21 protein-coding genes are annotated in these 20,547 nt (G+C 37.8%); all 21 read right to left on the bottom strand.

Annotation, left to right across the window (positions count from 1 at the left end):
* Positions 1 to 57 precede the first annotated feature (57 nt).
* Positions 58 to 960, bottom strand: coding sequence for a succinate--CoA ligase subunit alpha (sucD, locus tag AC1Q8M_RS19970; protein ID WP_000115178.1), 903 nt, complete (start codon positions 958 to 960; stop codon positions 58 to 60).
* Positions 961 to 979: 19 nt separating this feature from the next.
* Positions 980 to 2,140 carry an ADP-forming succinate--CoA ligase subunit beta gene (gene sucC / locus AC1Q8M_RS19965; RefSeq protein ID WP_001020790.1) on the bottom strand — a complete coding sequence of 387 codons (1,161 nt, stop codon included), beginning with the start codon at positions 2,138 to 2,140 and terminating at the stop codon, positions 980 to 982.
* A 193-nt stretch (positions 2,141 to 2,333) separates the two neighbouring features.
* Entirely contained in the window at positions 2,334 to 3,107 is a 774-nt protein-coding gene (gene rnhB / locus AC1Q8M_RS19960) for a ribonuclease HII (RefSeq protein ID WP_001194259.1), read from the bottom strand.
* A 56-nt stretch (positions 3,108 to 3,163) separates the two neighbouring features.
* Positions 3,164 to 4,054, bottom strand: coding sequence for a ribosome biogenesis GTPase YlqF (gene ylqF / locus AC1Q8M_RS19955; protein WP_098361300.1), 891 nt, complete (start codon positions 4,052 to 4,054; stop codon positions 3,164 to 3,166).
* 20 nt (positions 4,055 to 4,074) lie between these two features.
* A complete protein-coding gene (gene lepB, locus AC1Q8M_RS19950; protein ID WP_000711852.1) occupies positions 4,075 to 4,626 on the bottom strand; it encodes a signal peptidase I in 552 nt (183 codons plus the stop codon).
* A gap of 101 nt (positions 4,627 to 4,727) precedes the next feature.
* The gene (rplS, locus tag AC1Q8M_RS19945) at positions 4,728 to 5,072 is read right to left on the bottom strand and encodes a 50S ribosomal protein L19 (protein ID WP_001186516.1); all 345 of its coding nucleotides are present in this window, start codon (positions 5,070 to 5,072) and stop codon (positions 4,728 to 4,730) included.
* 146 nt (positions 5,073 to 5,218) lie between these two features.
* The gene (trmD, locus tag AC1Q8M_RS19940) at positions 5,219 to 5,953 is read right to left on the bottom strand and encodes a tRNA (guanosine(37)-N1)-methyltransferase TrmD (RefSeq protein ID WP_000686899.1); all 735 of its coding nucleotides are present in this window, start codon (positions 5,951 to 5,953) and stop codon (positions 5,219 to 5,221) included.
* A complete protein-coding gene (gene rimM, locus AC1Q8M_RS19935) occupies positions 5,953 to 6,468 on the bottom strand; it encodes a ribosome maturation factor RimM (RefSeq protein ID WP_000170272.1) in 516 nt (171 codons plus the stop codon). The genes trmD and rimM overlap by 1 nt, the downstream gene beginning before the upstream one ends.
* Before the next feature lie 120 nt (positions 6,469 to 6,588).
* Entirely contained in the window at positions 6,589 to 6,816 is a 228-nt protein-coding gene (locus AC1Q8M_RS19930; protein ID WP_000737399.1) for a KH domain-containing protein, read from the bottom strand.
* A 14-nt stretch (positions 6,817 to 6,830) separates the two neighbouring features.
* Entirely contained in the window at positions 6,831 to 7,103 is a 273-nt protein-coding gene (gene rpsP, locus AC1Q8M_RS19925) for a 30S ribosomal protein S16 (protein WP_000268750.1), read from the bottom strand.
* Positions 7,104 to 7,204: 101 nt separating this feature from the next.
* Positions 7,205 to 8,554, bottom strand: coding sequence for a signal recognition particle protein (gene ffh, locus AC1Q8M_RS19920; protein ID WP_000863460.1), 1,350 nt, complete (start codon positions 8,552 to 8,554; stop codon positions 7,205 to 7,207).
* 12 nt (positions 8,555 to 8,566) lie between these two features.
* On the bottom strand, positions 8,567 to 8,899 hold the full coding sequence (locus tag AC1Q8M_RS19915) for a putative DNA-binding protein (protein WP_000891062.1): 333 nt from the start codon (positions 8,897 to 8,899) through the stop codon (positions 8,567 to 8,569).
* Between the two features lie 132 nt (positions 8,900 to 9,031).
* Positions 9,032 to 10,021 carry a signal recognition particle-docking protein FtsY gene (gene ftsY / locus AC1Q8M_RS19910; RefSeq protein ID WP_000007642.1) on the bottom strand — a complete coding sequence of 330 codons (990 nt, stop codon included), beginning with the start codon at positions 10,019 to 10,021 and terminating at the stop codon, positions 9,032 to 9,034.
* 15 nt (positions 10,022 to 10,036) lie between these two features.
* The gene (gene smc / locus AC1Q8M_RS19905) at positions 10,037 to 13,606 is read right to left on the bottom strand and encodes a chromosome segregation protein SMC (protein WP_098855702.1); all 3,570 of its coding nucleotides are present in this window, start codon (positions 13,604 to 13,606) and stop codon (positions 10,037 to 10,039) included.
* Between the two features lie 147 nt (positions 13,607 to 13,753).
* Positions 13,754 to 14,491, bottom strand: a complete 738-nt coding sequence (gene rncS / locus AC1Q8M_RS19900) for a ribonuclease III (protein WP_001146875.1) — start codon at positions 14,489 to 14,491, stop codon at positions 13,754 to 13,756.
* A gap of 58 nt (positions 14,492 to 14,549) precedes the next feature.
* Complete coding sequence (gene acpP, locus AC1Q8M_RS19895; protein ID WP_000786062.1) at positions 14,550 to 14,783, bottom strand: acyl carrier protein; 234 nt, start codon at positions 14,781 to 14,783, stop codon at positions 14,550 to 14,552.
* Between the two features lie 69 nt (positions 14,784 to 14,852).
* On the bottom strand, positions 14,853 to 15,593 hold the full coding sequence (gene fabG, locus AC1Q8M_RS19890) for a 3-oxoacyl-[acyl-carrier-protein] reductase (RefSeq protein ID WP_000911769.1): 741 nt from the start codon (positions 15,591 to 15,593) through the stop codon (positions 14,853 to 14,855).
* Positions 15,593 to 16,537 (bottom strand): ACP S-malonyltransferase, encoded by a 945-nt coding sequence (fabD, locus tag AC1Q8M_RS19885; protein WP_000515902.1) that lies wholly within the window; start codon positions 16,535 to 16,537, stop codon positions 15,593 to 15,595. Before fabD ends, fabG begins: the two co-directional genes overlap by 1 nt.
* A gap of 14 nt (positions 16,538 to 16,551) precedes the next feature.
* Complete coding sequence (gene plsX / locus AC1Q8M_RS19880; protein WP_000684099.1) at positions 16,552 to 17,544, bottom strand: phosphate acyltransferase PlsX; 993 nt, start codon at positions 17,542 to 17,544, stop codon at positions 16,552 to 16,554.
* The gene (gene fapR, locus AC1Q8M_RS19875) at positions 17,541 to 18,134 is read right to left on the bottom strand and encodes a transcription factor FapR (protein WP_000747349.1); all 594 of its coding nucleotides are present in this window, start codon (positions 18,132 to 18,134) and stop codon (positions 17,541 to 17,543) included. The genes plsX and fapR overlap by 4 nt, the downstream gene beginning before the upstream one ends.
* An 88-nt stretch (positions 18,135 to 18,222) precedes the next feature.
* Positions 18,223 to 20,271: an ATP-dependent DNA helicase RecG gene (gene recG, locus AC1Q8M_RS19870; RefSeq protein WP_001000823.1), complete on the bottom strand. Its 2,049-nt coding sequence runs from the start codon at positions 20,269 to 20,271 to the stop codon at positions 18,223 to 18,225.
* Positions 20,272 to 20,547: the final 276 nt, after the last annotated feature.

Below are 20,547 nucleotides of genomic sequence, written 5' to 3'. Positions count from 1 at the left end.
GTAAACAGAAAAAGTGTAAAAAGACACCCTCAAGTAAGAGGGTGTCTTTTCAACAGATTAATAGTTTTTGCAAGTCTCAAATAAACCTTTTTCTTTTAAAACAGAGATTAGCGTTTCTCCCATAACTGCTGGAGTTTCAGCTACTTTAATACCACAAGCTTCCATTGTTTTAATCTTTTCAGCAGCAGTTCCTTTACCGCCAGAAATGATTGCACCAGCATGGCCCATACGTTTGCCAGCAGGCGCTGTTTGACCACCAATGAAGCCTACAACAGGTTTTGTCATATTAGCTTTTACCCATTCAGCTGCCTCTTCTTCTGCTGTACCGCCGATTTCACCAATCATAATTACAGCATGTGTTTCTTCATCTTCATTAAATGCTTTTAACGCATCAATAAAGTCTGTACCGTTAACAGGGTCCCCGCCGATACCTACAGCAGTAGATTGTCCAATACCTTCTTGTGTTAACTGATGTACAGCTTCATACGTTAAAGTACCAGAGCGCGATACGATACCTACATGACCTTTTTTATGAATGTATCCTGGCATAATACCGATTTTACATTCATCAGGCGTGATAACACCTGGGCAGTTTGGTCCAAGTAAACGTGTATGTTTACCAGCCATATATCTCTTTACGTTTACCATATCTAATACAGGAATTCCTTCAGTAATACATACTACTAAATCAATTTCTGCATCAACTGCTTCCATAATTGCATCAGCCGCAAAAGCGGGTGGAACGTATACAACTGAAGCGTTTGCGCCTGTTGCTTTCACTGCATCTTCTACAGTATCAAATACTGGTACACCTTCAATATCAGTGCCACCTTTACCTGGCGTTACACCACCGACAATTTTCGTACCGTATTCAATCATTTGTTTTGTATGGAATAAACCTTGAGAACCTGTAATACCTTGAACAATAACTTTTGTATCTTTATTAACTAATACGCTCATTTTTCTCCCCCGCTTTCTATTAGCCCACTAGTGAAACAATTTTTTGTGCACCGTCTGCCATAGATTCTGCTGCAACAATATTTAAGCCAGACTCATTTAAAATTTTCTTACCTAGTTCTACGTTTGTACCTTCAAGACGTACAACTAAAGGTAACTCAAGACCTACCTGTTTCGTTGCTTCAATAACACCTTCTGCAATAACATCACACTTCATAATGCCACCAAAAATGTTAACGAAGATACCTTTTACATTTTTGTCAGAAAGGATAATTTTGAATGCTTCTGTAACTTTTTCAGCAGTTGCACCGCCACCAACATCTAAGAAGTTAGCTGGGTCACCGTGGTAATGTTTAATGATATCCATTGTAGCCATCGCTAAACCTGCACCATTAACCATACAACCGATATTTCCATCTAAAGGAATGTAGTTTAAGTCGTATTTTGAAGCTTCAATTTCTTTTGCATCTTCTTCGTCAAGATCACGAAGCTCTAAAATGTCTTTATGGCGATATAACGCATTGGAATCAAAGTTTAATTTTGCATCTAGTGCCATAACTTTACCTTCACCTGTTGTAACAAGTGGGTTAATCTCAGCGATAGAGCAATCTTTTTCAATAAACGCACGGTATAAGCCCATCATAAACTTCACAGCTTGTCCTACAAGCTCTTTTGGAATATTGATGTTAAATGCAATTCGGCGCGCTTGGAAACCTTGTAAGCCTACTGCCGGATCAATATATTCTTTAAAGATTTTTTCAGGTGTTTTTTCTGCTACTTCTTCAATTTCTGTTCCGCCTTCTTCAGAAGCCATTAAAACAACTTGAGAAGTTGCACGATCTAAAACTAGACCTACATAATATTCTTTTTTAATATCGCAACCTTCTTCGATAAGTAAGCGTTTTACTTCCTTACCTTCAGGACCTGTTTGATGTGTCACAAGTGTAGTTCCTAAAATGCTTTCTGCATATGTACGAACTTCATCTAAATTTTTTGCAACTTTTACTCCGCCAGCTTTGCCGCGTCCACCAGCGTGAATTTGTGCTTTCACTACACATACATCTGTTCCTAATTCTTTCGCTGCTTCTACAGCTTCTTCTACTGTAAATGCAACCTTCCCGTTCGGAACGCTAACCCCATAGCTTCTAAGGACTGCCTTACCTTGATACTCATGGATATTCATGGTCCCATCCTCCCCTGTTTTCCTGTTTTACTCGAAAAGTTTTTTAATGTTTAAAAAACATTACATTGCCATTGTATAAGATGATTGGCACGCTGTCTACAATAAAGTGTCAGAAAACTGAAATCGCTTTATTCTTTTTCGGAAATAGTAATGTTTATATGCCAAAATAAAAAATAAGCTGTATATTTACAGCTTATTTTTGAATCATATCTTTAATTGGCGCGAATGACTTTCGGTGTTCCTCTAATACTCCATGCACTTCAATTGCCTCTAAATGTTGCTTTGTGCCATATCCCATATGTTGCTCAAATCCGTATTCAGGATACTTCTCTCCCAGTTCTTTCATCATACGATCTCTCGTTACTTTTGCGATAATGGATGCAGCTGAAATCGAAACACTTTTCGCATCACCTTTAATAATTGAAGTTTGCGGAATTGGTGTGGGAAGCTTCATCGCATCAATTAATAAATGTTGGGGTGTATAAGATAAATTTGCAACAGCATCTAACATCGCTTGTTTCGTTGCTTGGTAAATATTAATTTCATCAATAACTTGCGGTGATACAATTCCAACTCCAATTGCAATCGCTTGTACTTTTATTTCATCATAAAAACGCTCACGTTTCGCTTCACTCAGCTTTTTTGAGTCATTTAACCCTGGAATATAAAAATCCTCAGGAAGAACGACAGCTGCCGTCACAACAGGCCCAGCCAATGGCCCGCGCCCTACTTCATCAATACCCGCGATATACGTGACCCCTTTTTCACGCAAAGCATTTTCATACTTGGACATTTCAAAAAACTTCTCTTTTTCTTTCTGTTCTAACTCTTTTTGTTTATACCACTTCAAAACGAGCTTTTGAACGCCTTTTCGCTCATCTTTCATTAACAGTTGAAAGCGATCATCTTCTTCATTCATAATTTCTTCCAATACATTTTCCGCTTCTTTTATCGTCATTGTTTGCATTTATACAAGCTCCTTTTTAAACGTATCCAAAAAGAAAAGACGCACAAACGCACGTCTTATACTTCTTCTATTTTTTCCACATCTTCTACTTGCTCTGCAAACTCTTCCGGTGTTTCAAACGTCATTTTTCCAAGTTTGCCACCACGAAGCTCACGAAGTACAAGCTCAGATGTCTTATCATAATCAATCATTCCGCCGCCCATTAAGCAGCCTCTATTTTTTCCAATTGCATCGAATAATTCCACAATATCTTCTGGAATCTCATTTAAATTGTAGCGTTCTTTCAAGCGTTCTGAATAATGTTTCTCCATAAAACGTAATGCGTAAACAGCTACATCTTGTAAATTTAAAATTGAATCTTTAATTGCACCCGTCGTCGCTAAGCGAAGACCCACTAATTGATCTTCAAATTTAGGCCACAGAATACCTGGCGTATCTAACAATTCCATTTCCTTCCCAACTTTAATCCATTGTTGAGCTGTTGTCACACCTGGACGATCTCCTGTTTTAGCAATATTTTTCTTTGCCAATTTATTAATTAATGTAGATTTACCAACATTTGGTATACCTACAATTAATGCGCGAATCGCTCTCGGTCTAATACCTTTTGCAACCATTTTATCAAATTTTTCTTTAACAAGCACTTTACAAGCTGCTGCAATTTCTTTCATACCTTGTCCAGCTTGCGCATTAATCGAAATTGCCATATGGCCTTTTTCTTTAAAATATGCGATCCATTGTTTTGTTAAACGATCATCTGCCATATCCGCTTTATTTAAAACAACAAGCCTCGGCTTATGTGTAATGATTTCATCAATCATTGGGTTTCGAGATGATAATGGTAATCGAGCATCTACAAGCTCAATTACAACATCAATTAATTTTAATTTCTCCGTTACTTGGCGTCTAGCCTTCGCCATATGCCCTGGAAACCATTGAATTACCATGTTGCCACCTTCTTTTTCATTTATTTCACAATACGTGCGTCTTCTAACGGCCAATATAACATATTGGCTTTACCAATTACTTGATCCTTTGAAATCGTACCGATTGAACGGCTATCTTTACTAAAACGACGATTATCACCTAAAACAAATAATTGATCTTTTGGAACAGTTTTCTTGCCTGTCATTTCTTCAAGATTAAAATCATATGTAAGCGGTCCGTCAGCAATTTGCTTTTTCTGCTTGTCTAAATACGGCTCCTCATAAGCCTTTCCGTTAACATACAGTTTATCATTACGATACTCTATTTCATCGCCTGGCAGGCCTATAATGCGCTTAATGTAATCTTTATCTTCTGTTGCTCGAAATACGATAATATCAAAGCGTTTTGGATCTCCAATGTGATAACCAATTTTATTCACAATCATTCGATCACGATCATGTAAAGTAGGTGCCATCGATACCCCGTCTACGAGAATTGGAGCAAAGAAAAACTGTCTAATAACACCAGCTAATACAACAGCAATCAAAATTGCTTTAATCCATTCCCAAAGTGAACTCTTCTCTTTTTTCATGCATTTCCCCTCCACGGTTATGTAAGCTGTTCGTATTATACCAAAATTTCATATAGATTGGAAAAAGGGAGCTTGTGCATTTACAAGCTCCCATACATGTCTTATCGAATTTCTTTAATACGTGCTTTTTTACCGCGAAGGTTACGTAAGTAGTATAACTTAGCACGACGTACTTTACCACGGCGAAGTACTTCGATTTTCGCGATTCTTGGCGTGTGAACTGGGAATGTACGCTCAACACCTACACCGTAAGAAATCTTACGAACTGTGAATGTTTCACTAATTCCGCCACCACGACGTTTAATTACAACACCTTCGAAAAGCTGAATTCTTTCACGAGTTCCCTCAACAACTTTTACGTGTACACGTAAAGTGTCACCAGGACGGAATGAAGGAAGGTCAGTTTTTAATTGGCCTTTTGTAATTTCTGCGATTAATTGTTGCATATTAAATTCTCTCCTTTAAACAGATGCTCTTATAAAGTCTTAATAAATTACAGCGGAACATCGTTAATACGGCTACTGATTTCAGTAGCACAAATGTTATAATAGCATATTACTAGGCCTGTTGCAATAGCAAATATATGAAGTTATTACTGCTCTCGCTTTATTTCCTCAAGCCATTTTTTCTCTTGTTTAGATAGATCTCTATCATCTAACAAATCAGGTCTACGCGTATACGTACGGCGCAAAGATTCCTTATGTCGCCATTCGTCAATATTTTTATGATTCCCTGACATTAATACATCCGGTACCTTCATACCACGAAAATCAGCCGGACGTGTATAATGAGGATGCTCTAATAAACCTGTACTAAACGAATCCTCCACTTGTGAAGCATGATTTCCTAGCACGCCTGGCAAGAGACGTACAACACTATCAGTAATAACCATAGAAGCTAATTCTCCGCCCGTTAATACATAGTCACCAATAGAAATCTCATCCGTTACGAGATGCTCACGAATTCGTTCGTCATACCCTTCATAATGCCCACATACAAAGATCAAATGTTCTTCCTCTGCAAGCTCTTCCGCTTTCTTCTGCGTAAATCTTTCGCCCTGCGGACACATTAAGACAACTCTCGGCTTACGCTCTGTCTCTTTCGTCAAATCTTCTACAGCATCAAAAATAGGCTGAGGAGTAAGCACCATACCAGCTCCTCCGCCGTAAGGATAATCGTCTACGCTATTATGCTTACTTGTTGTATAATCACGAAAGTTAACAACACGAAGGTTTACCGCTTCTTTTTCTTGCGCCTTCTTTAATATAGAAGATCCAAATACACCGGTAAACATGTCTGGGAACAACGTTAAAATATCAATTTTCATTATAGCAACCCTTCCATTACATGAATGGTTACTAATTTATTTTCAATATTAACTTGAAGTACAACGTCATCAATATAAGGAATTAAAAGATCTTGACCCTTCGGACGTTTAATCACCCAAACATCATTTGCACCAGGAGAGAGAATTTCTTTGATTGTCCCTAGCGCTTCTCCTTCTTCCGTTACAACGCTGCAACCAATAATTTCGTGATAGTAGTATTCACCTTCAGCAAGTTCGCCTAACTGCTCTTCTGGTACTTTTATTAAAGAACCTTTAAACTTCTCTACTTCATCTACATTGTTATATCCTTCAAATGTTAATAAATCGAATGTCTTATGTTGGCGATGAGAAGTTACCTTCACCGGAAGGTAGTCTGTGTCTTTCTCATTCGATATGTATAGTGTGTTTCCTACTTTATATCGCTCTTCTGGAAAATCAGTACGAGAAATAACACGGATTTCTCCTCTTACGCCATGAGTATTTACAATTTTCCCTACGTTAAACCACTTTGTCATAAATAGTATGTCACCCCTGGTTTCTATATAAATTAAGCATCTCCATTTCATAGATGGAACATGCAATCTCTATTTAAATGTTAAAAAAGGGAGAGGAATAACTCCTCGCCCTTTTTACGTTTATTGAATTTCCAGTGTTACTTTCTCATCATTATGATGTCCCACTGAATACAAGAGCATTCGAATCGCTTTCGCAACTCTCCCTTGCTTTCCAATGACTTTTCCAACATCCTCAGGATGTACAGTTAATCGATACTTTATCTCTCCGTTGTAAAGTTCCTGTGTAACTTTTACATCTTCAGGATGATCGACAAGAGGCTTGACAATCGTCTCGACTAACTTCTTCATAGTCATTGCCTCAATTACTTACCTTGTTTAGATAAGTGGAATTTCTCCATGATACCTTGGTTAGAGAATAAGTTACGAACTGTATCAGATGGTTTAGCACCATTTCCTAACCATTTTAATGCTGCTTCTTCGTTGATCTTAACTTCAGCTGGTTGAGCAACTGGATTGTAAGTTCCGATTTCCTCAATGAAACGTCCGTCACGAGGAGAACGAGAATCTGCAACAACTACACGATAGAAAGGAGTTTTTTTAGCTCCCATACGTTTTAAACGAATTTTAACTGCCATTTATAAAGCACCTCCGAATTTATTTCACACAGATAATTATATTAGCAAAAAGACTATTGCTTTGTAAAGTATTTTTTCTTAACAGAGCCATCTTTTTTTCCTTACATGAATGGAAACTTCAATCCACCTAGTCCTTTTTTCTTGCCTTTTTGCATTCCAGTCATCGTCTTCATCATTTTTTTCATGTCATCGAATTGTTTGATTAGACGATTGATTTCTTGTACAGTTGTACCGCTACCTTTGGCAATGCGCTTTTTGCGACTAGCATTGATTATTTCCGGTTGTTCTCGTTCTAATTTAGTCATAGAACGAATAATTGCCTCAATATGCCCAATTTGTTTTTCATCAACTTGCGCATTTTTCAGCCCTTTAATTTTATTTGCACCAGGAAGCATTCCTAACAATTCATCAAGCGGCCCAAGTTGACGCACTTGTCCAAGTTGTTCTAGGAAATCGTCAAGCGTAAACGAAAGCGTACGCATTTTTTGCTCAAGTTCTTTTGCTTTCTCTTCATCAACTGTAGCTTGCGCTTTTTCAATCAATGTTAAGACATCGCCCATCCCTAAAATACGGGATGCCATACGCTCTGGATGGAACGCTTCAATTGCATCTAGTTTTTCACCCATACCTGCAAATTTAATCGGTGTGTTTGTTACAGCCTTAATAGATAATGCAGCACCACCGCGCGTATCACCATCTAATTTCGTTAATACAACACCTGTTAAACCTAACTGTTCATGGAAACTTTGTGCAACATTTACCGCGTCTTGTCCCGTCATCGCATCGACAACAAGGAAAATTTCATCCGGTTTCGCAACTTCTTTAACTTTCGCTAATTCATCCATTAGTTCTTCATCAATATGCAGGCGACCCGCTGTATCGATTAAAACATAATCATGATGATCTTCTTTTGCTTTTGCAATCGCTTGTTTCGCAATTTCAACAGGACTTACTTGATCTCCTAAAGAAAATACAGGCATGTCCAATTGCTTCCCTAATGTTTCAAGCTGTTTAATTGCTGCTGGACGGTAAATATCAGCTGCAACAAGCATCGGTTTACGATTATGCTTTTTACGAAGTAAATTCGCAAGCTTACCTGTCGTCGTTGTTTTACCCGCACCTTGCAGACCAACCATCATAATAACAGTCGGTGGCTTATTAGCAACAGCAATTTTGCTTTGCTCTCCGCCCATAAGTTCTGTAAGTTCTTCCTGTACAACTTTAATTACTTGTTGTCCAGGTGTCAAACTTTTCATTACATCTTGTCCGACAGCACGTTCAGACACACGCTTCACAAAATCTTTTACTACTTTAAAGTTAACATCTGCTTCTAAAAGAGCTAGACGAACTTCTCTCATCATTTCTTTCACATCGGCTTCAGAAACTTTTCCTTTGCCACGGATTTTTTGCATTGTCTGTTGAAGTCGGTCGGCTAATCCTTCAAATGCCATATTGCCGCCCTCCTAATCTAATTTTTCGATAGCTTCAACAACTTGTTTCATTTCTTCATTCACATGCTCTTCTTCGCTGATTAGCTGTTTTAGCTTTGCAACAAGTCGCTGTCGCTCTTGAAACTTTTGAAGTAATACTAATTTTTCTTCATATTCTTCAAGCATCGCTTCAGTCCGTTTAATGTTATCATACACGGCTTGGCGACTTACATCAAATTCTTCCGCAATTTCACCAAGAGATAAATCATCTAGATAATAAAGCGACATATAACTTCTTTGTTTTTGCGTTAACAACGATTGATAAAAATCAAATAAATAGTTCATTCTCGTTGTTTTTTCGAGCATGTTGGATCATCCTTTGTTAAGTGATTTCCCTTTACATGAATTAGTTTACATGGAGTCCAAAAGAGTGTCAAGTTTTTTTCTTAACATCATATATTTTTATAGAAAAAGAAGCGGAAATACCGCTTCTTTCGCTTATACTTCTTCTGTTTCTACTAAGTTCGCAAATAAACCATACACATATTGTTCTGGATCAAACTGCTGCAAGTCATCCATTTGCTCTCCTAATCCAACAAACTTCACCGGTACATCCATTTCGTTACGAATCGCTAATACAATACCACCTTTAGCAGTTCCATCTAACTTCGTTAAAACAATACCAGTTACATTCGTTGCCTCCCGGAATGTTTTCGCTTGGCTTAAACCGTTTTGTCCTGTTGTTGCATCAATAACAAGCAATACTTCATGAGGAGCACCTGGTACTTCACGCTCAATTACACGCTTCACCTTCTCTAACTCTTTCATTAAGTTTACTTTATTTTGTAAGCGTCCTGCTGTGTCACATAGTAATACATCTACCTTACGTGCTTTCGCAGCTTGTACAGCGTCATACATAACCGCCGCTGGATCAGATCCGGATCCTTGTTTAATCACTTCTACACCAACGCGATCGCCCCATACTTCTAATTGTTCAATCGCCCCAGCACGGAATGTGTCTCCTGCTGCCAATAGGACTGACTTACCTTCTGATTTAAACTTATGCGCCAGTTTACCAATTGTTGTCGTTTTTCCTACACCGTTAACACCAACAAATAAAACAACCGTTAATTGGTCCTCTTGCATATTAATTTCGTTACTGAAATCGCTGTCACCTTTGTAAATTCCCACTAGTTTTTCTGAAATAACAGCTTGTACTTCTTTTGGATCTTGAATGTTACGACGTTGTACTTCTTCTTTCAATTGATCAATTAATTCCATTACCGTCGCAACGCCAACGTCTGCACCAATTAAGATTTCTTCTAACTCTTCGAAGAAATCTTCGTCCACTTTACGGTAACGATACACTAAATCATTCACTTTATCCGCAAATGAATTTCTAGTTTTTTCTAATCCGTGTTTAAATTTCTCTGTAACTGTATCCGTTTGTTTTGAAATTTTTTCTTTTAGTTTTTTAAAAAAACTCATACTTTCCCATCCTTCCTATTCACTTGCAATAAGTTCTTCTCCGGCATCTAAACGAACCGATACAAGTTTAGATACCCCTGATTCTTGCATTGTTACACCGTACAACACATCAGACTCTTCCATTGTACCTTTTCTATGTGTAATTACAATAAACTGCGTCTCATCACTAAATTTCTTTAAATACTGTGCAAAACGAGCTACATTCGCTTCATCAAGGGCGGCCTCTACCTCATCTAGTACACAGAACGGTACTGGGCGCACTTTTAAAATACCAAATAAAAGCGCAATTGCCGTTAAAGCACGCTCTCCACCTGAAAGTAAACCTAAGTTCTGCAATTTCTTCCCTGGCGGTTGTGCTACAATATCAATACCCGTATTTAGTAAATCCTCTGGATTAGTCATTACTAAATCCGCTCTACCGCCTCCAAATAATTCAGAGAATACCGATTGAAACTCCATTCTAATGCCTTCAAACGTAGTAGAAAAGCGTTTTTTCATTTCTTCATCCATTTCGGTAATAAGCTGGTGCAATGTCGTTTTCGCTTCTTCTAGATCGTCTCTCTGCTCTAGTAAGAATGTATGACGCTCCGCTACACGTTCATATTCATCAATTGCCCCTAGGTTCACTGTACCTAACTCTTCTATGGATAATTTGATTAATTTTACTTTCTTACGCGCATCTTCTGCAGGCATTGTCATTGTATATTTTAGTTTCGCCGCTTCAAATGAAATCGTATATGTTTCACGTAAATGTTGTAATCTATTTTCCAACTCTACATCAAGTCGGTTTATTCTCACTTCTTGATCTTTCAACATTTCAAGAATATATTTATGTTTACCTGTCGTTTCTTTCAAATTGCGTTCTAAATGTTCTACTCTCTCTTGCAACGATACACGTTGTTCACGACGAGAGCGAATTAATTCTGAAGTTTGATTACGATCATACGCTTTCTTCTCAATCATATTCGTAATTTGCTCTTCACCACTTGAATTAGATGTCATTTCTTGTTTTAAGAATGCTAAATCCTCTTTCGTTTTTACAAGTGTCGCATCCGTTTCTTCTTTTTCCTTCGTCAATCGTTCAACTTTTTCTTTTTGATTAGATAAGCGTTGTTGCTTTTCAGCTGCCAGCACTTTTAATTCAGTCATTTCTTTTTGAACTTTTTCTTTCGAAGAATGTTGCTCACTTTTTTGTTTTGTTAAAGCTACAATTTTACTATCTAACTCAGTGATATCAGCTTGAAGATTCGCTAAAATCCCTTCTAACTCCTCTTTACGCCCTTGCATTTTTACTCGATCTTGTAAAAACCCTTCAATCTCTAAATCATAAATAGACAAGCGGTCATTAATACGATGTTCTTCTAATTCTAAACGATTAATCTCTTCTCTTAATTTCTGCTCTTCTACACGATCCACTTCTACAGTTTGCCTTAGTTCGCGTATTTTCACTTCTTTTTCTTGAATCTCTTGTTTTACTGCTTTAACAAAGTTTTCTAACTTCGTTGTTTTTTCTTCCATATCAGTTAACTTGCGAGTCCACTCTTCCAGTTCACGTTGGCGTCCTAATAAAGAAGATTTCGCTTGTTTTACCGCCCCACCAGTCATAGAACCGCCAGGATTCACTACGTCACCTTCAATTGTTACAATGCGATAACGGTATTGCAGTTGTTTCGCCAACTCATTTGCTCCGCGTAAATCTTTCGCAACAATAACAGTACCTAATAAATTTGAAACTACATTTTCATATTTATTGTTGTACTGCACAAGTTCTGCCGCCACACCTACAAACGATGGGTGTTGATTTGCAATGCGTAATTGCTCAAATGATAACGATCTGCTTTTAATAACAGCTTGCGGTAAAAACGTTGCACGTCCATGTTTATTTTGCTTTAAAAATGCAATCGCATTACGAGCATGCTCCTCTGTTTGTACAACAATATGCTGCATCGCTGCACCTAGAGCGATTTCCATTGCAACTTCGTATTCTTTCGGAACCGTTAACAGTTCCGCAACAGCACCCTCGATACCTTGCAACCTATTTTCTCTAGCTTTCAATACTTCACGTACACCTTGATAGAAGCCAGAATAATCTTCTTGCATCTCTTCAAGCATTTCTTTTCGAGAACGTGCCTGTTGCACAAATTGGTATGCTTGGTATAGTTTTGTTTCATTTTCACTATACTGCGTCTTACATTTCCCAAGTGCCGCCTCTGTCTTCTGTATGTTTGAGAGAATGCCCGCTACTTTTTCTTTCGCTTGTTCGTAACTTTCTACAAGTTTCGTCTTTTTCGCTGTAATTCCCATACGCATTTCTACATATTTCGCATTCTCTTCATCTAGACGCTCGTTTTTAGACGTTTGCTGTTTAGATTGTTCTTCAATCATAGATAATTCATTGCGATGACTAGCTTGTTGATTTAAAAGTTCAATATAGTCACCTTTTAAATTCTCAATCTGTTCCTCTAAATTGTCAGCAAAAGTAGCAAGCAATTGCTCATTATCATGCAATTTTTGCTCCAACTCTTTTACTTCATTCACAAATTGCATTAAAGCTTCTGTACTTGACTCAATCTCACCATCGTAAATTTTAGCTTTCTCTGTTAATTCAACAATTAACTGCTCAAGTTGCGCACAATGCGTCGTAGCATTTTGCTTTCTCTCTTTTAACAACTCGCGCTGCCCTTCTAGTTTTTCTAGCTCTTTACTAGAAAGAAGAAGTACCTCTTGCAACGAGTCTACAGACTCATCTACCGCTTGTAATTGTCCTCGTAATTCCTCAAGTTCTTCTTCACTTTTTTGTAAATTCGTTGACATTTTAGCTTCTTCGTTTTTATTATGCCCAAACTGATTTCGAAGTGCTTCCCATTTCTCATGCAATTCTTCAATTTCATGGACAATAAGCGCAGCTTCTACTTTCTCTAATTCTTCTTTATTCTCAAGATAATCTTTCGCAATAGAAGCTTGTCTTTCTAAAGGTTCTACTTGACTACTTAATTCATGAATTATATCTTGTACACGATTTAAGTTTTCTTGTGTTTCTTCTAATTTTCCTTCAGCTTTCTTTTTGCGAAGTTTGTATTTTAGTACGCCTGCCGCTTCTTCAAATACACCTCGACGCTCTTCTGACTTACTACTTAAAATCTCTTCCACTTTCCCCTGGCTAATAATTGAAAAAGCTTCTCTTCCCATACCAGAGTCCATAAATAAATCAATAATATCTTTCAATCTACATGATTGTTTATTAATATAAAAATCACTTTCACCTGAACGAGATACACGACGTGTTACACACACCTCATTGTATTCAATTGGTAAACGTTGATCTTCATTATTTAAAGTTATTGTTACTTCAGCAACATTAACCGCTCTCCTCGTATCACTGCCTGCAAAAATAATATCCTCCATCTTTGCACCACGTAATGATTTTGCAGATTGTTCACCAAGTACCCAGCGAATTGCATCAGTAATATTACTTTTCCCGCTTCCATTAGGTCCTACTACAGAAGTTACACCCGGGACAAAATCAACAGATACACGCTCAGCAAAAGACTTAAACCCTGCTATTTCTAATCTTTTTAAAAACACGAAAGGCCTTCCTCCTATTCTCCGTCGTTATAAATGTTCTCTATACAAAAACAAGCTATTATACGGATTTACCTTCTTTTTATTTACAAACAAAAAGAAAGTTTCATTCTATGCACAAGGAATCCCCCTCATTCAAAGGGGGATTCCTTATAGTTGTTCTTTTAATTTTTTCAATGCTTCTGCAGCAGCTTGTTGCTCTGCTTCTTTTTTCGACTTACCACTACCAAGACCTAAAGCTACGTTATTTAACGTAACACGTGACACAAATTCTCGATTGTGAGCTGGTCCTTTTTCTTGCAAAATTTGATACTCAACATTGCCACTACCATCACGCTGAATCAATTCTTGTAACTGACTCTTATAATCCATCACATGAGAAAAAGCACCCTCATTAATTTTCGGATATACAATTTCTTTTAAGAATTCCCAAACTGTTTCTAACCCTTGATCAAGATAAAGGGCACCAATAAACGCTTCAAAGACATCCGCTAATAAAGCTGGTCGTTCACGTCCACCTGTCATTTCTTCACCTTTTCCTAATAAAACAAGGCTACCAAATGACAATTCGTTCGCAAAACGAACAAGAGATGGCTCACATACAATAGCTGCACGTAGTTTTGTTAACTCTCCTTCGCTCATTGTCGGATATTTTTGAAACAGATACTGCGATACAGTAAGTTCCAATACTGCATCTCCAAGAAATTCAAGACGCTCATTATCTTCATGCGGTTTTTTTCGATGCTCATTCACATACGATGAATGCGTAAATGCTTGAATCAATAATTTTTCATCTGTAAACGTAATACCTATCTTTTCTTGAAACACTTTAAATGCTTCACGATATTTTGTTTCGTATTTTTTTTCTCTATATTTTCGGTACGGCATAGGTCCCTCCAGATATAAGCCAGAAAGCCCCGCTAAAAAACGGGACTTCACTTAAGCATTATAGATGACTCTCTATGTAAGTCACAGCATCGCCAACAGTAGCAATCTTTTCAGCATCTTCATCAGAAATTTCCATTTCGAATTCATCTTCTAATTGCATTACAAGTTCTACTACATCTAGGGAGTCTGCTCCTAAATCTTCCTTGAAGCTTGCAGCTGGTACTACCTCAGTCTCTTCTACTCCTAAACGATCAACGATGATTTTTGTTACGCGTTCTAAAACATCTGCCATTCCATTCACCTCCCCTCAAATATTATATTAAATATTGACCAAAAAAACTAGGTGAAATCGATTCTTTTATTACATTACCATACCGCCATCAACATTTAACGTTTGACCTGTAACATATTTGCTTTGATCAGAAGCAAAAAACGTTACAGCATTCGCGATATCTTGCGCTTCACCAAATTGAGCAGCTGGAATAACTTTTAACATTTCGGCTTTAATATTCTCATCTAGTACATCAGTCATATCAGTCGCAATAAAGCCTGGCGCAATTGCATTCACAGTAATATTTCGACTTGCTAACTCTTTTGCAGATGTTTTTGTTAATCCAATAACACCCGCTTTAGCAGCAACATAATTAGCTTGCCCTGGGTTTCCTATAACACCCACAACAGAAGCGATATTTATAATTCTACCGTGACGTTGACGCATCATATAACGAGATACTGCTTTTGTACATAAGAATACACCTTTTAAGTTTGTATTAATAACTGTATCCCATTCTTCTTCTTTCATACGCATTAATAAATTATCTTTTGTTACACCAGCATTATTTACAAGAATATCAACTTGTCCAAATGTGTCTACTGTTTGTTTCACCATATTTGTAACATCATCAGCATTTGCAACATCTGCTTTTACCGCAATTGCATCAGAACCTAATTTCTTAATTTCATCTACTACTTCATTTGCTTTTTGTTCATTACCTGCATAATTTACTACTACATTTGCCCCTTGTTTCGCTAAATCGATCGCAATCGCGCGACCAATTCCACGTGAAGCGCCAGTTACTAATGCTACCTTCCCTTTTAACATCAATTTTCTCCTCTCAAATTTGAAATGGTATCTTTTAATGTCTCTTCATCATATATCGCATATGCTTTCACTGATGAATCAATTGACTTCATAAGTCCAGCAAGTACTTTTCCAGGCCCAATTTCAATAAATGTATCTACTCCCTGCTTCACCATACATTCAATAGACGGGTACCATAATACAGGCGAATAAAGCTGTTCGATTAACTTTTCTTGAATGTCGGCACCACGTGTAATAACATCCGCCGTAACATTTGCAATAACAGGAATATTCGTATCATGAATTGTAATTTCATTCAAAACACTTTGGAACTTCTCAGCTGCCGGCTTCATAAGTGAAGAATGGAATGGCCCACTTACTTTTAGTGGAATTGCTCTCTTTGCACCATTTTCTTTCGCTCTTTGAGAAGCAAGCTCTACGCCTTGCTTCGTTCCAGAAATTACAATTTGCTTCGTACTATTCATATTAGCGATTTGCACTGCATATCCTTCACTTGTTACTTCTTCTGTAACTTGTTTCAGCATATGTGGGTCAGCACCTAATATAGCTGCCATTGCACCTTCCCCGCCCGGAACAGCTTCTTCCATATATTCCCCGCGTTTCCTTACAGCATATACCGCATCTTCAAAAGTTAATGCACCAGCTGCTACAAGAGCGCTATATTCACCTAAACTATGACCAGCGACAAAGTCAGGTGTAATGTCATACTCTTTCAAAGCTGTCAAAATAGCAAAACTCGTTGTTAATAATGCAGGCTGAGCATTTGTTGTTAATGTAAGCTTTTCCTGCGGTCCTTCAAAAATCACTTCTGAAAGTGAATCTTGTAACACCTCATCTGCTTTTGCAAACACTTTTGCAACCTCTTTATTATTCTCTGCTAATTGTTTACCCATTCCAACTGCCTGTGAACCTTGGCCCGGAAAAAGAAATGCTATTTTTCCCATTTCAAATCCTCCTCTTATTGGAGTGACTCTTCCTCCATTACGCTTGAAATTGTAGGAATTACTTCTTTCGCTACCATTTCTCTCGTTTGACGAATCGCACTAAATATCGACTGGTCATTAGAAGAACCGTGAGCCTTAATGACAGGTGCTTTCAATCCAAATAATGCAGCTCCCCCATACTCCGAATAATCCATTTTATCTTTTAATACCATAAGTTTTGGCTTTAATACCGCCGCTGCTAATTTGCTCGTAAACGAACTCATTAGTTGTTCTTTCAACATAGAGAATAGCGCAAGTGCTGTTCCTTCTAATGATTTCAACGCTACATTCCCTGTAAAACCATCACATACAACAACATCTGCTACACCTTGCAATAAATCTCTCGATTCAACGTTCCCAACGAAATTAATTGGCGCATCCTTAAGCATTGCAAATACTTGCTTTGAAAGCTCGTTTCCTTTTCCATCCTCTGTTCCAACGTTTAATAGTCCAACACGAGGATTTTCAATTCCTCTTACCTTCTCAGCATAAACAGATCCCATTACTGCATATTGATATAAATGAATTGGTTTTGCATCAACATTTGCTCCAACATCTAACATAACAAAACCTTTTCCATCTACAGTTGGCATTGTAGGCGATAAAGCTGGTCGCTCAATTCCTTCCATACGACCGACAACAAATAATCCAGCTGCCATTAAAGCTCCTGTACTACCTGCGGATATACAAGCGTCTGCTTCTCCATCCTTTACTTGCTGTGCCGCAAGTACCATTGAAGCTTGTTTTTTTCGACGAACCGCTCTTACTGGTTCCTCCGTCGATTCTATTTTTTCGTCTGTATGAAGAATAGTAATTCGTTCATCACTCGTTAAATATTGACGAATTTCCTCTTCTTTCCCTACTAACGTAATATGTAGATCAGAATATTCCTTAATAGCTTTCATTGCCCCTAATACTACAGCCTTTGGAGCGTGATCTCCGCCCATTGCATCTATTGCGATTTTCATAAGTTGTTACCTTCCTCACTATAATTACTAGATCGATACATTTCAAAAGTGCCTGTAAAAACAAGTTCTTCTCCAACGAAGCTACGCACTTTGACAACCGTCCGTCCCTTATCATTCTCTACGTCTTCAACACGCGCTTTTGCAACAACACGCTCTCCTAATTTTACAGGGCGAATGTATCGAATGGTAGACTTTGCAGTTAAAGCTAATTCTTCATCAATAACCGCAACAGCTAGTGAGTTTGCTTGCGCAAACAGATGATGCCCACGGGCAATTTGATTTCTTTTAAATACATGTTCTACCTTTACTTCAAAGATAGAGATTGCATGTCTATCTAATTCAATATCAATAATTTCTCCGACAACCTCTTCTAACGGTAAAGATTTCACATCTTCTTCATGTTGCTTTGTCGCTACATGTTTAATTCTCTCTCTTAATTCAGGAATAGACAATTCCATACGATCCAGTCGTACTGTTTGTATACTCACTTGAAATTTTTCCGCTAAATCTTCATCCGTAATAAAAGGATTTGATTCGATTGTTTGTTGTAATAATTCTTGTCTTTCTTTTTTACTTCTTCTTTTCTTCATACCGCACCATCCATTTTTATGACTAGGTACTAACAGTAGTATATAATCATTAAAAGTAGAATGCAACAAAAATTTTTGTTGACTCCCTTTAATCAAGCTTCTCTCCTTGGAACACACCTGTCCCATCAAGATACGTACGCAAGGCAGCGTACTGATCATTGTGCCAAAATGCTTCTGAATCTACTAGTATCGCCGCATCTTGCCTTGCTGTTTCTAACGCTCGATAATCGTGTACCATGTCAGCAACCTTAAATTCTGGTAAGCCACTTTGCTTACTCCCAAAGAAATCTCCAGGACCTCGTAATTCTAAATCTTTTTCTGACAATACAAATCCATCATTTGTTTCAGTCATTATGCGCATTCTTTCTTTTCCTGTTTCTGATTTAGGGTCTGCTATTAATAAACAATATGATTGTTCACTACCACGCCCGACACGCCCTCTAAGCTGATGAAGCTGCGATAAACCGAAACGTTCTGCATCATAAATAACCATCACAGTCGCATTTGGTACGTTCACACCCACCTCAACAACTGTTGTCGATACAAGAATTTGCACTTTATTTTCACTAAACTGACCCATTATCTCTTCTTTTTCCTGAGACGATAATCTCCCATGCATCAATCCAACTTGGCATTTCCCTTGGTAATGATGCGTCAGCATACTATGTAAGTCGATAGCATTTTGCACATCAAGTTTCTCAGATTCTTCAATTAGAGGACAAATAACGTATGCCTGTCTTCCTTTTTTTATTTCCTTCTCAACAAAACCGAGGACGCGATCTAACATATCATGTTTTGCCCAGTATGTTTCAATCACCTTTCTACCTGCTGGCATCTCATCGATTATCGAAACATCCATCTCTCCAAATGCAGTAATTGCAAGCGTACGCGGAATTGGTGTCGCTGTCATAAATAATACATCTGGACTTTCACCTTTCTCCCGTAAAACTCGGCGCTGCGCTACACCAAATCGATGCTGTTCATCTGTAATAACGAGACCCAACCTATGAAATATAACTTCATCTTGAATTAAAGCGTGCGTTCCAACAAGAATATCTATTTCTCCTTGTTCTAACTTCGCTAAAATTTCTCGGCGTCTTGCACCTTTAACAGAACTTGTTAGCAGTTCCACCTTCATACCAAAATGCGAAAACGTTTCAGCAAGCGACTGATAATGTTGCTCAGCTAAAATTTCTGTAGGAACCATTAAAGCACCTTGATAATGAGCTAATTTCGATGCATAAAGGCCAATCGCAGCAACAACTGTTTTCCCAGAACCAACGTCACCTTGTAATAGTCGGTTCATCCGATAAGGAGATGTCATATCTTTTAAAATTTCATCTACAACTCGGCGCTGCGCACCAGTTAACGGGAACGGCAATGCATCGATAAATTCTTGTAATTCTACTGACGGAATCTCTTTCTTCGTCCCTTTTGAATTTTCCCTCTCCATTTTCCTCAGTGTTTGCATTTTCAGCTGAAATAAGAAAAATTCCTCATATACAAAACGGCGACGCGCTTGCTTTAAATCCTCCTGTCCTACCGGAAAATGCAAAGCCTTAAGTGCTTCATATCTTGGTAATAATTTATACCGGCCTAACAAACCATCCGGTAACACTTCGACTATAGAATCTCCATATTCCTTTAACGCTTGAGCAATAAAACGACGCATCTGTTTTACTGTAAGTTTCCCCTTTACTGAGTAAACAGGCTCCACTTCTTGTTGACGTACAACTGGCCCAAAATGAAGTTCTGATACAGCAATTGTTTGACGATGTTGATCCCATTTACCAGTAATCGTTACCGTTTCATCTAACGTTAATTTTTGCTTATAGTAAGGCCTATTAAAACATACCGCCGTAATTAAATAACGACCGACGAGAACACGAACTGTTAGACGCGATTTCTTCTTACCATAATATTGCAGCAAAGGAGCACTATGGACCTTCCCTTCAACCGTTACACGTTCATCATGCTTTACTTCAGCAAGATCTTTCATCGCATAATCTTCATAACGGTACGGAAAATGTTCTAATAGATGAGAAACTGTATAAATCCCCATCTCATGTAGTAACTCAGATGTTTCTCCTCCGATCCCCTTTACATCCGTAACAGGAACTTGTACAACATCATTCAAGATTCTCACACCCCGTCACATTATTTTCTTTATTGCATTTTATTTGAGTACCAATTAGCATCTGTAATCGCTCTCTTTCACCTTATATATTCTATCATAGGCATTCTAAGAGAAACTACTCAAATCCCTTATATAAAACAAGTAAAAAAGAGCCTCACTATTAGCAGCAAGGCTCTTTTCTCTCTTCAATATGCTAGCCTTTTGAATAAAAACTAGTAATAAACTTCATATTACTACTTCTTATCCATTAGCAAGTAAGTAATCCATTTATTTTCA

This window comes from Bacillus sp. GW823-FHT06A10, from assembly GCF_058795375.1.
This window is presented reverse-complemented; position numbering and strand designations above follow the sequence as displayed.

Bases quoted from the DNA above. Each gene is read 5' to 3' on its own strand.
- rimM (WP_000170272.1), bottom strand. From the start codon at position 6,468: ATGACAAAGTGGTTTAACGTAGGGAAAATTGTAAATACTCATGGCGTA.
- fabD (WP_000515902.1), bottom strand. From the start codon at position 16,537: ATGGGAAAAATAGCATTTCTTTTTCCGGGCCAAGGTTCACAGGCAGTT.
- acpP (WP_000786062.1), bottom strand. From the start codon at position 14,783: ATGGCAGATGTTTTAGAACGCGTAACAAAAATCATCGTTGATCGTTTA.
- ftsY (WP_000007642.1), bottom strand. From the start codon at position 10,021: ATGAGTTTTTTTAAAAAACTAAAAGAAAAAATTTCAAAACAAACGGAT.
- rnhB (WP_001194259.1), bottom strand. From the start codon at position 3,107: ATGCAAACAATGACGATAAAAGAAGCGGAAAATGTATTGGAAGAAATT.
- trmD (WP_000686899.1), bottom strand. From the start codon at position 5,953: ATGAAAATTGATATTTTAACGTTGTTCCCAGACATGTTTACCGGTGTA.
- fapR (WP_000747349.1), bottom strand. From the start codon at position 18,134: ATGAAGAAAAGAAGAAGTAAAAAAGAAAGACAAGAATTATTACAACAA.
- lepB (WP_000711852.1), bottom strand. From the start codon at position 4,626: ATGAAAAAAGAGAAGAGTTCACTTTGGGAATGGATTAAAGCAATTTTG.
- plsX (WP_000684099.1), bottom strand. From the start codon at position 17,544: ATGAAAATCGCAATAGATGCAATGGGCGGAGATCACGCTCCAAAGGCT.
- ffh (WP_000863460.1), bottom strand. From the start codon at position 8,554: ATGGCATTTGAAGGATTAGCCGACCGACTTCAACAGACAATGCAAAAA.
- sucC (WP_001020790.1), bottom strand. From the start codon at position 2,140: ATGAATATCCATGAGTATCAAGGTAAGGCAGTCCTTAGAAGCTATGGG.
- rncS (WP_001146875.1), bottom strand. From the start codon at position 14,491: ATGCCGTACCGAAAATATAGAGAAAAAAAATACGAAACAAAATATCGT.
- rplS (WP_001186516.1), bottom strand. From the start codon at position 5,072: ATGCAACAATTAATCGCAGAAATTACAAAAGGCCAATTAAAAACTGAC.
- ylqF (WP_098361300.1), bottom strand. From the start codon at position 4,054: ATGGTAATTCAATGGTTTCCAGGGCATATGGCGAAGGCTAGACGCCAA.
- AC1Q8M_RS19915 (WP_000891062.1), bottom strand. From the start codon at position 8,899: ATGCTCGAAAAAACAACGAGAATGAACTATTTATTTGATTTTTATCAA.
- sucD (WP_000115178.1), bottom strand. From the start codon at position 960: ATGAGCGTATTAGTTAATAAAGATACAAAAGTTATTGTTCAAGGTATT.
- AC1Q8M_RS19930 (WP_000737399.1), bottom strand. From the start codon at position 6,816: ATGAAGAAGTTAGTCGAGACGATTGTCAAGCCTCTTGTCGATCATCCT.
- rpsP (WP_000268750.1), bottom strand. From the start codon at position 7,103: ATGGCAGTTAAAATTCGTTTAAAACGTATGGGAGCTAAAAAAACTCCT.
- fabG (WP_000911769.1), bottom strand. From the start codon at position 15,593: ATGTTAAAAGGGAAGGTAGCATTAGTAACTGGCGCTTCACGTGGAATT.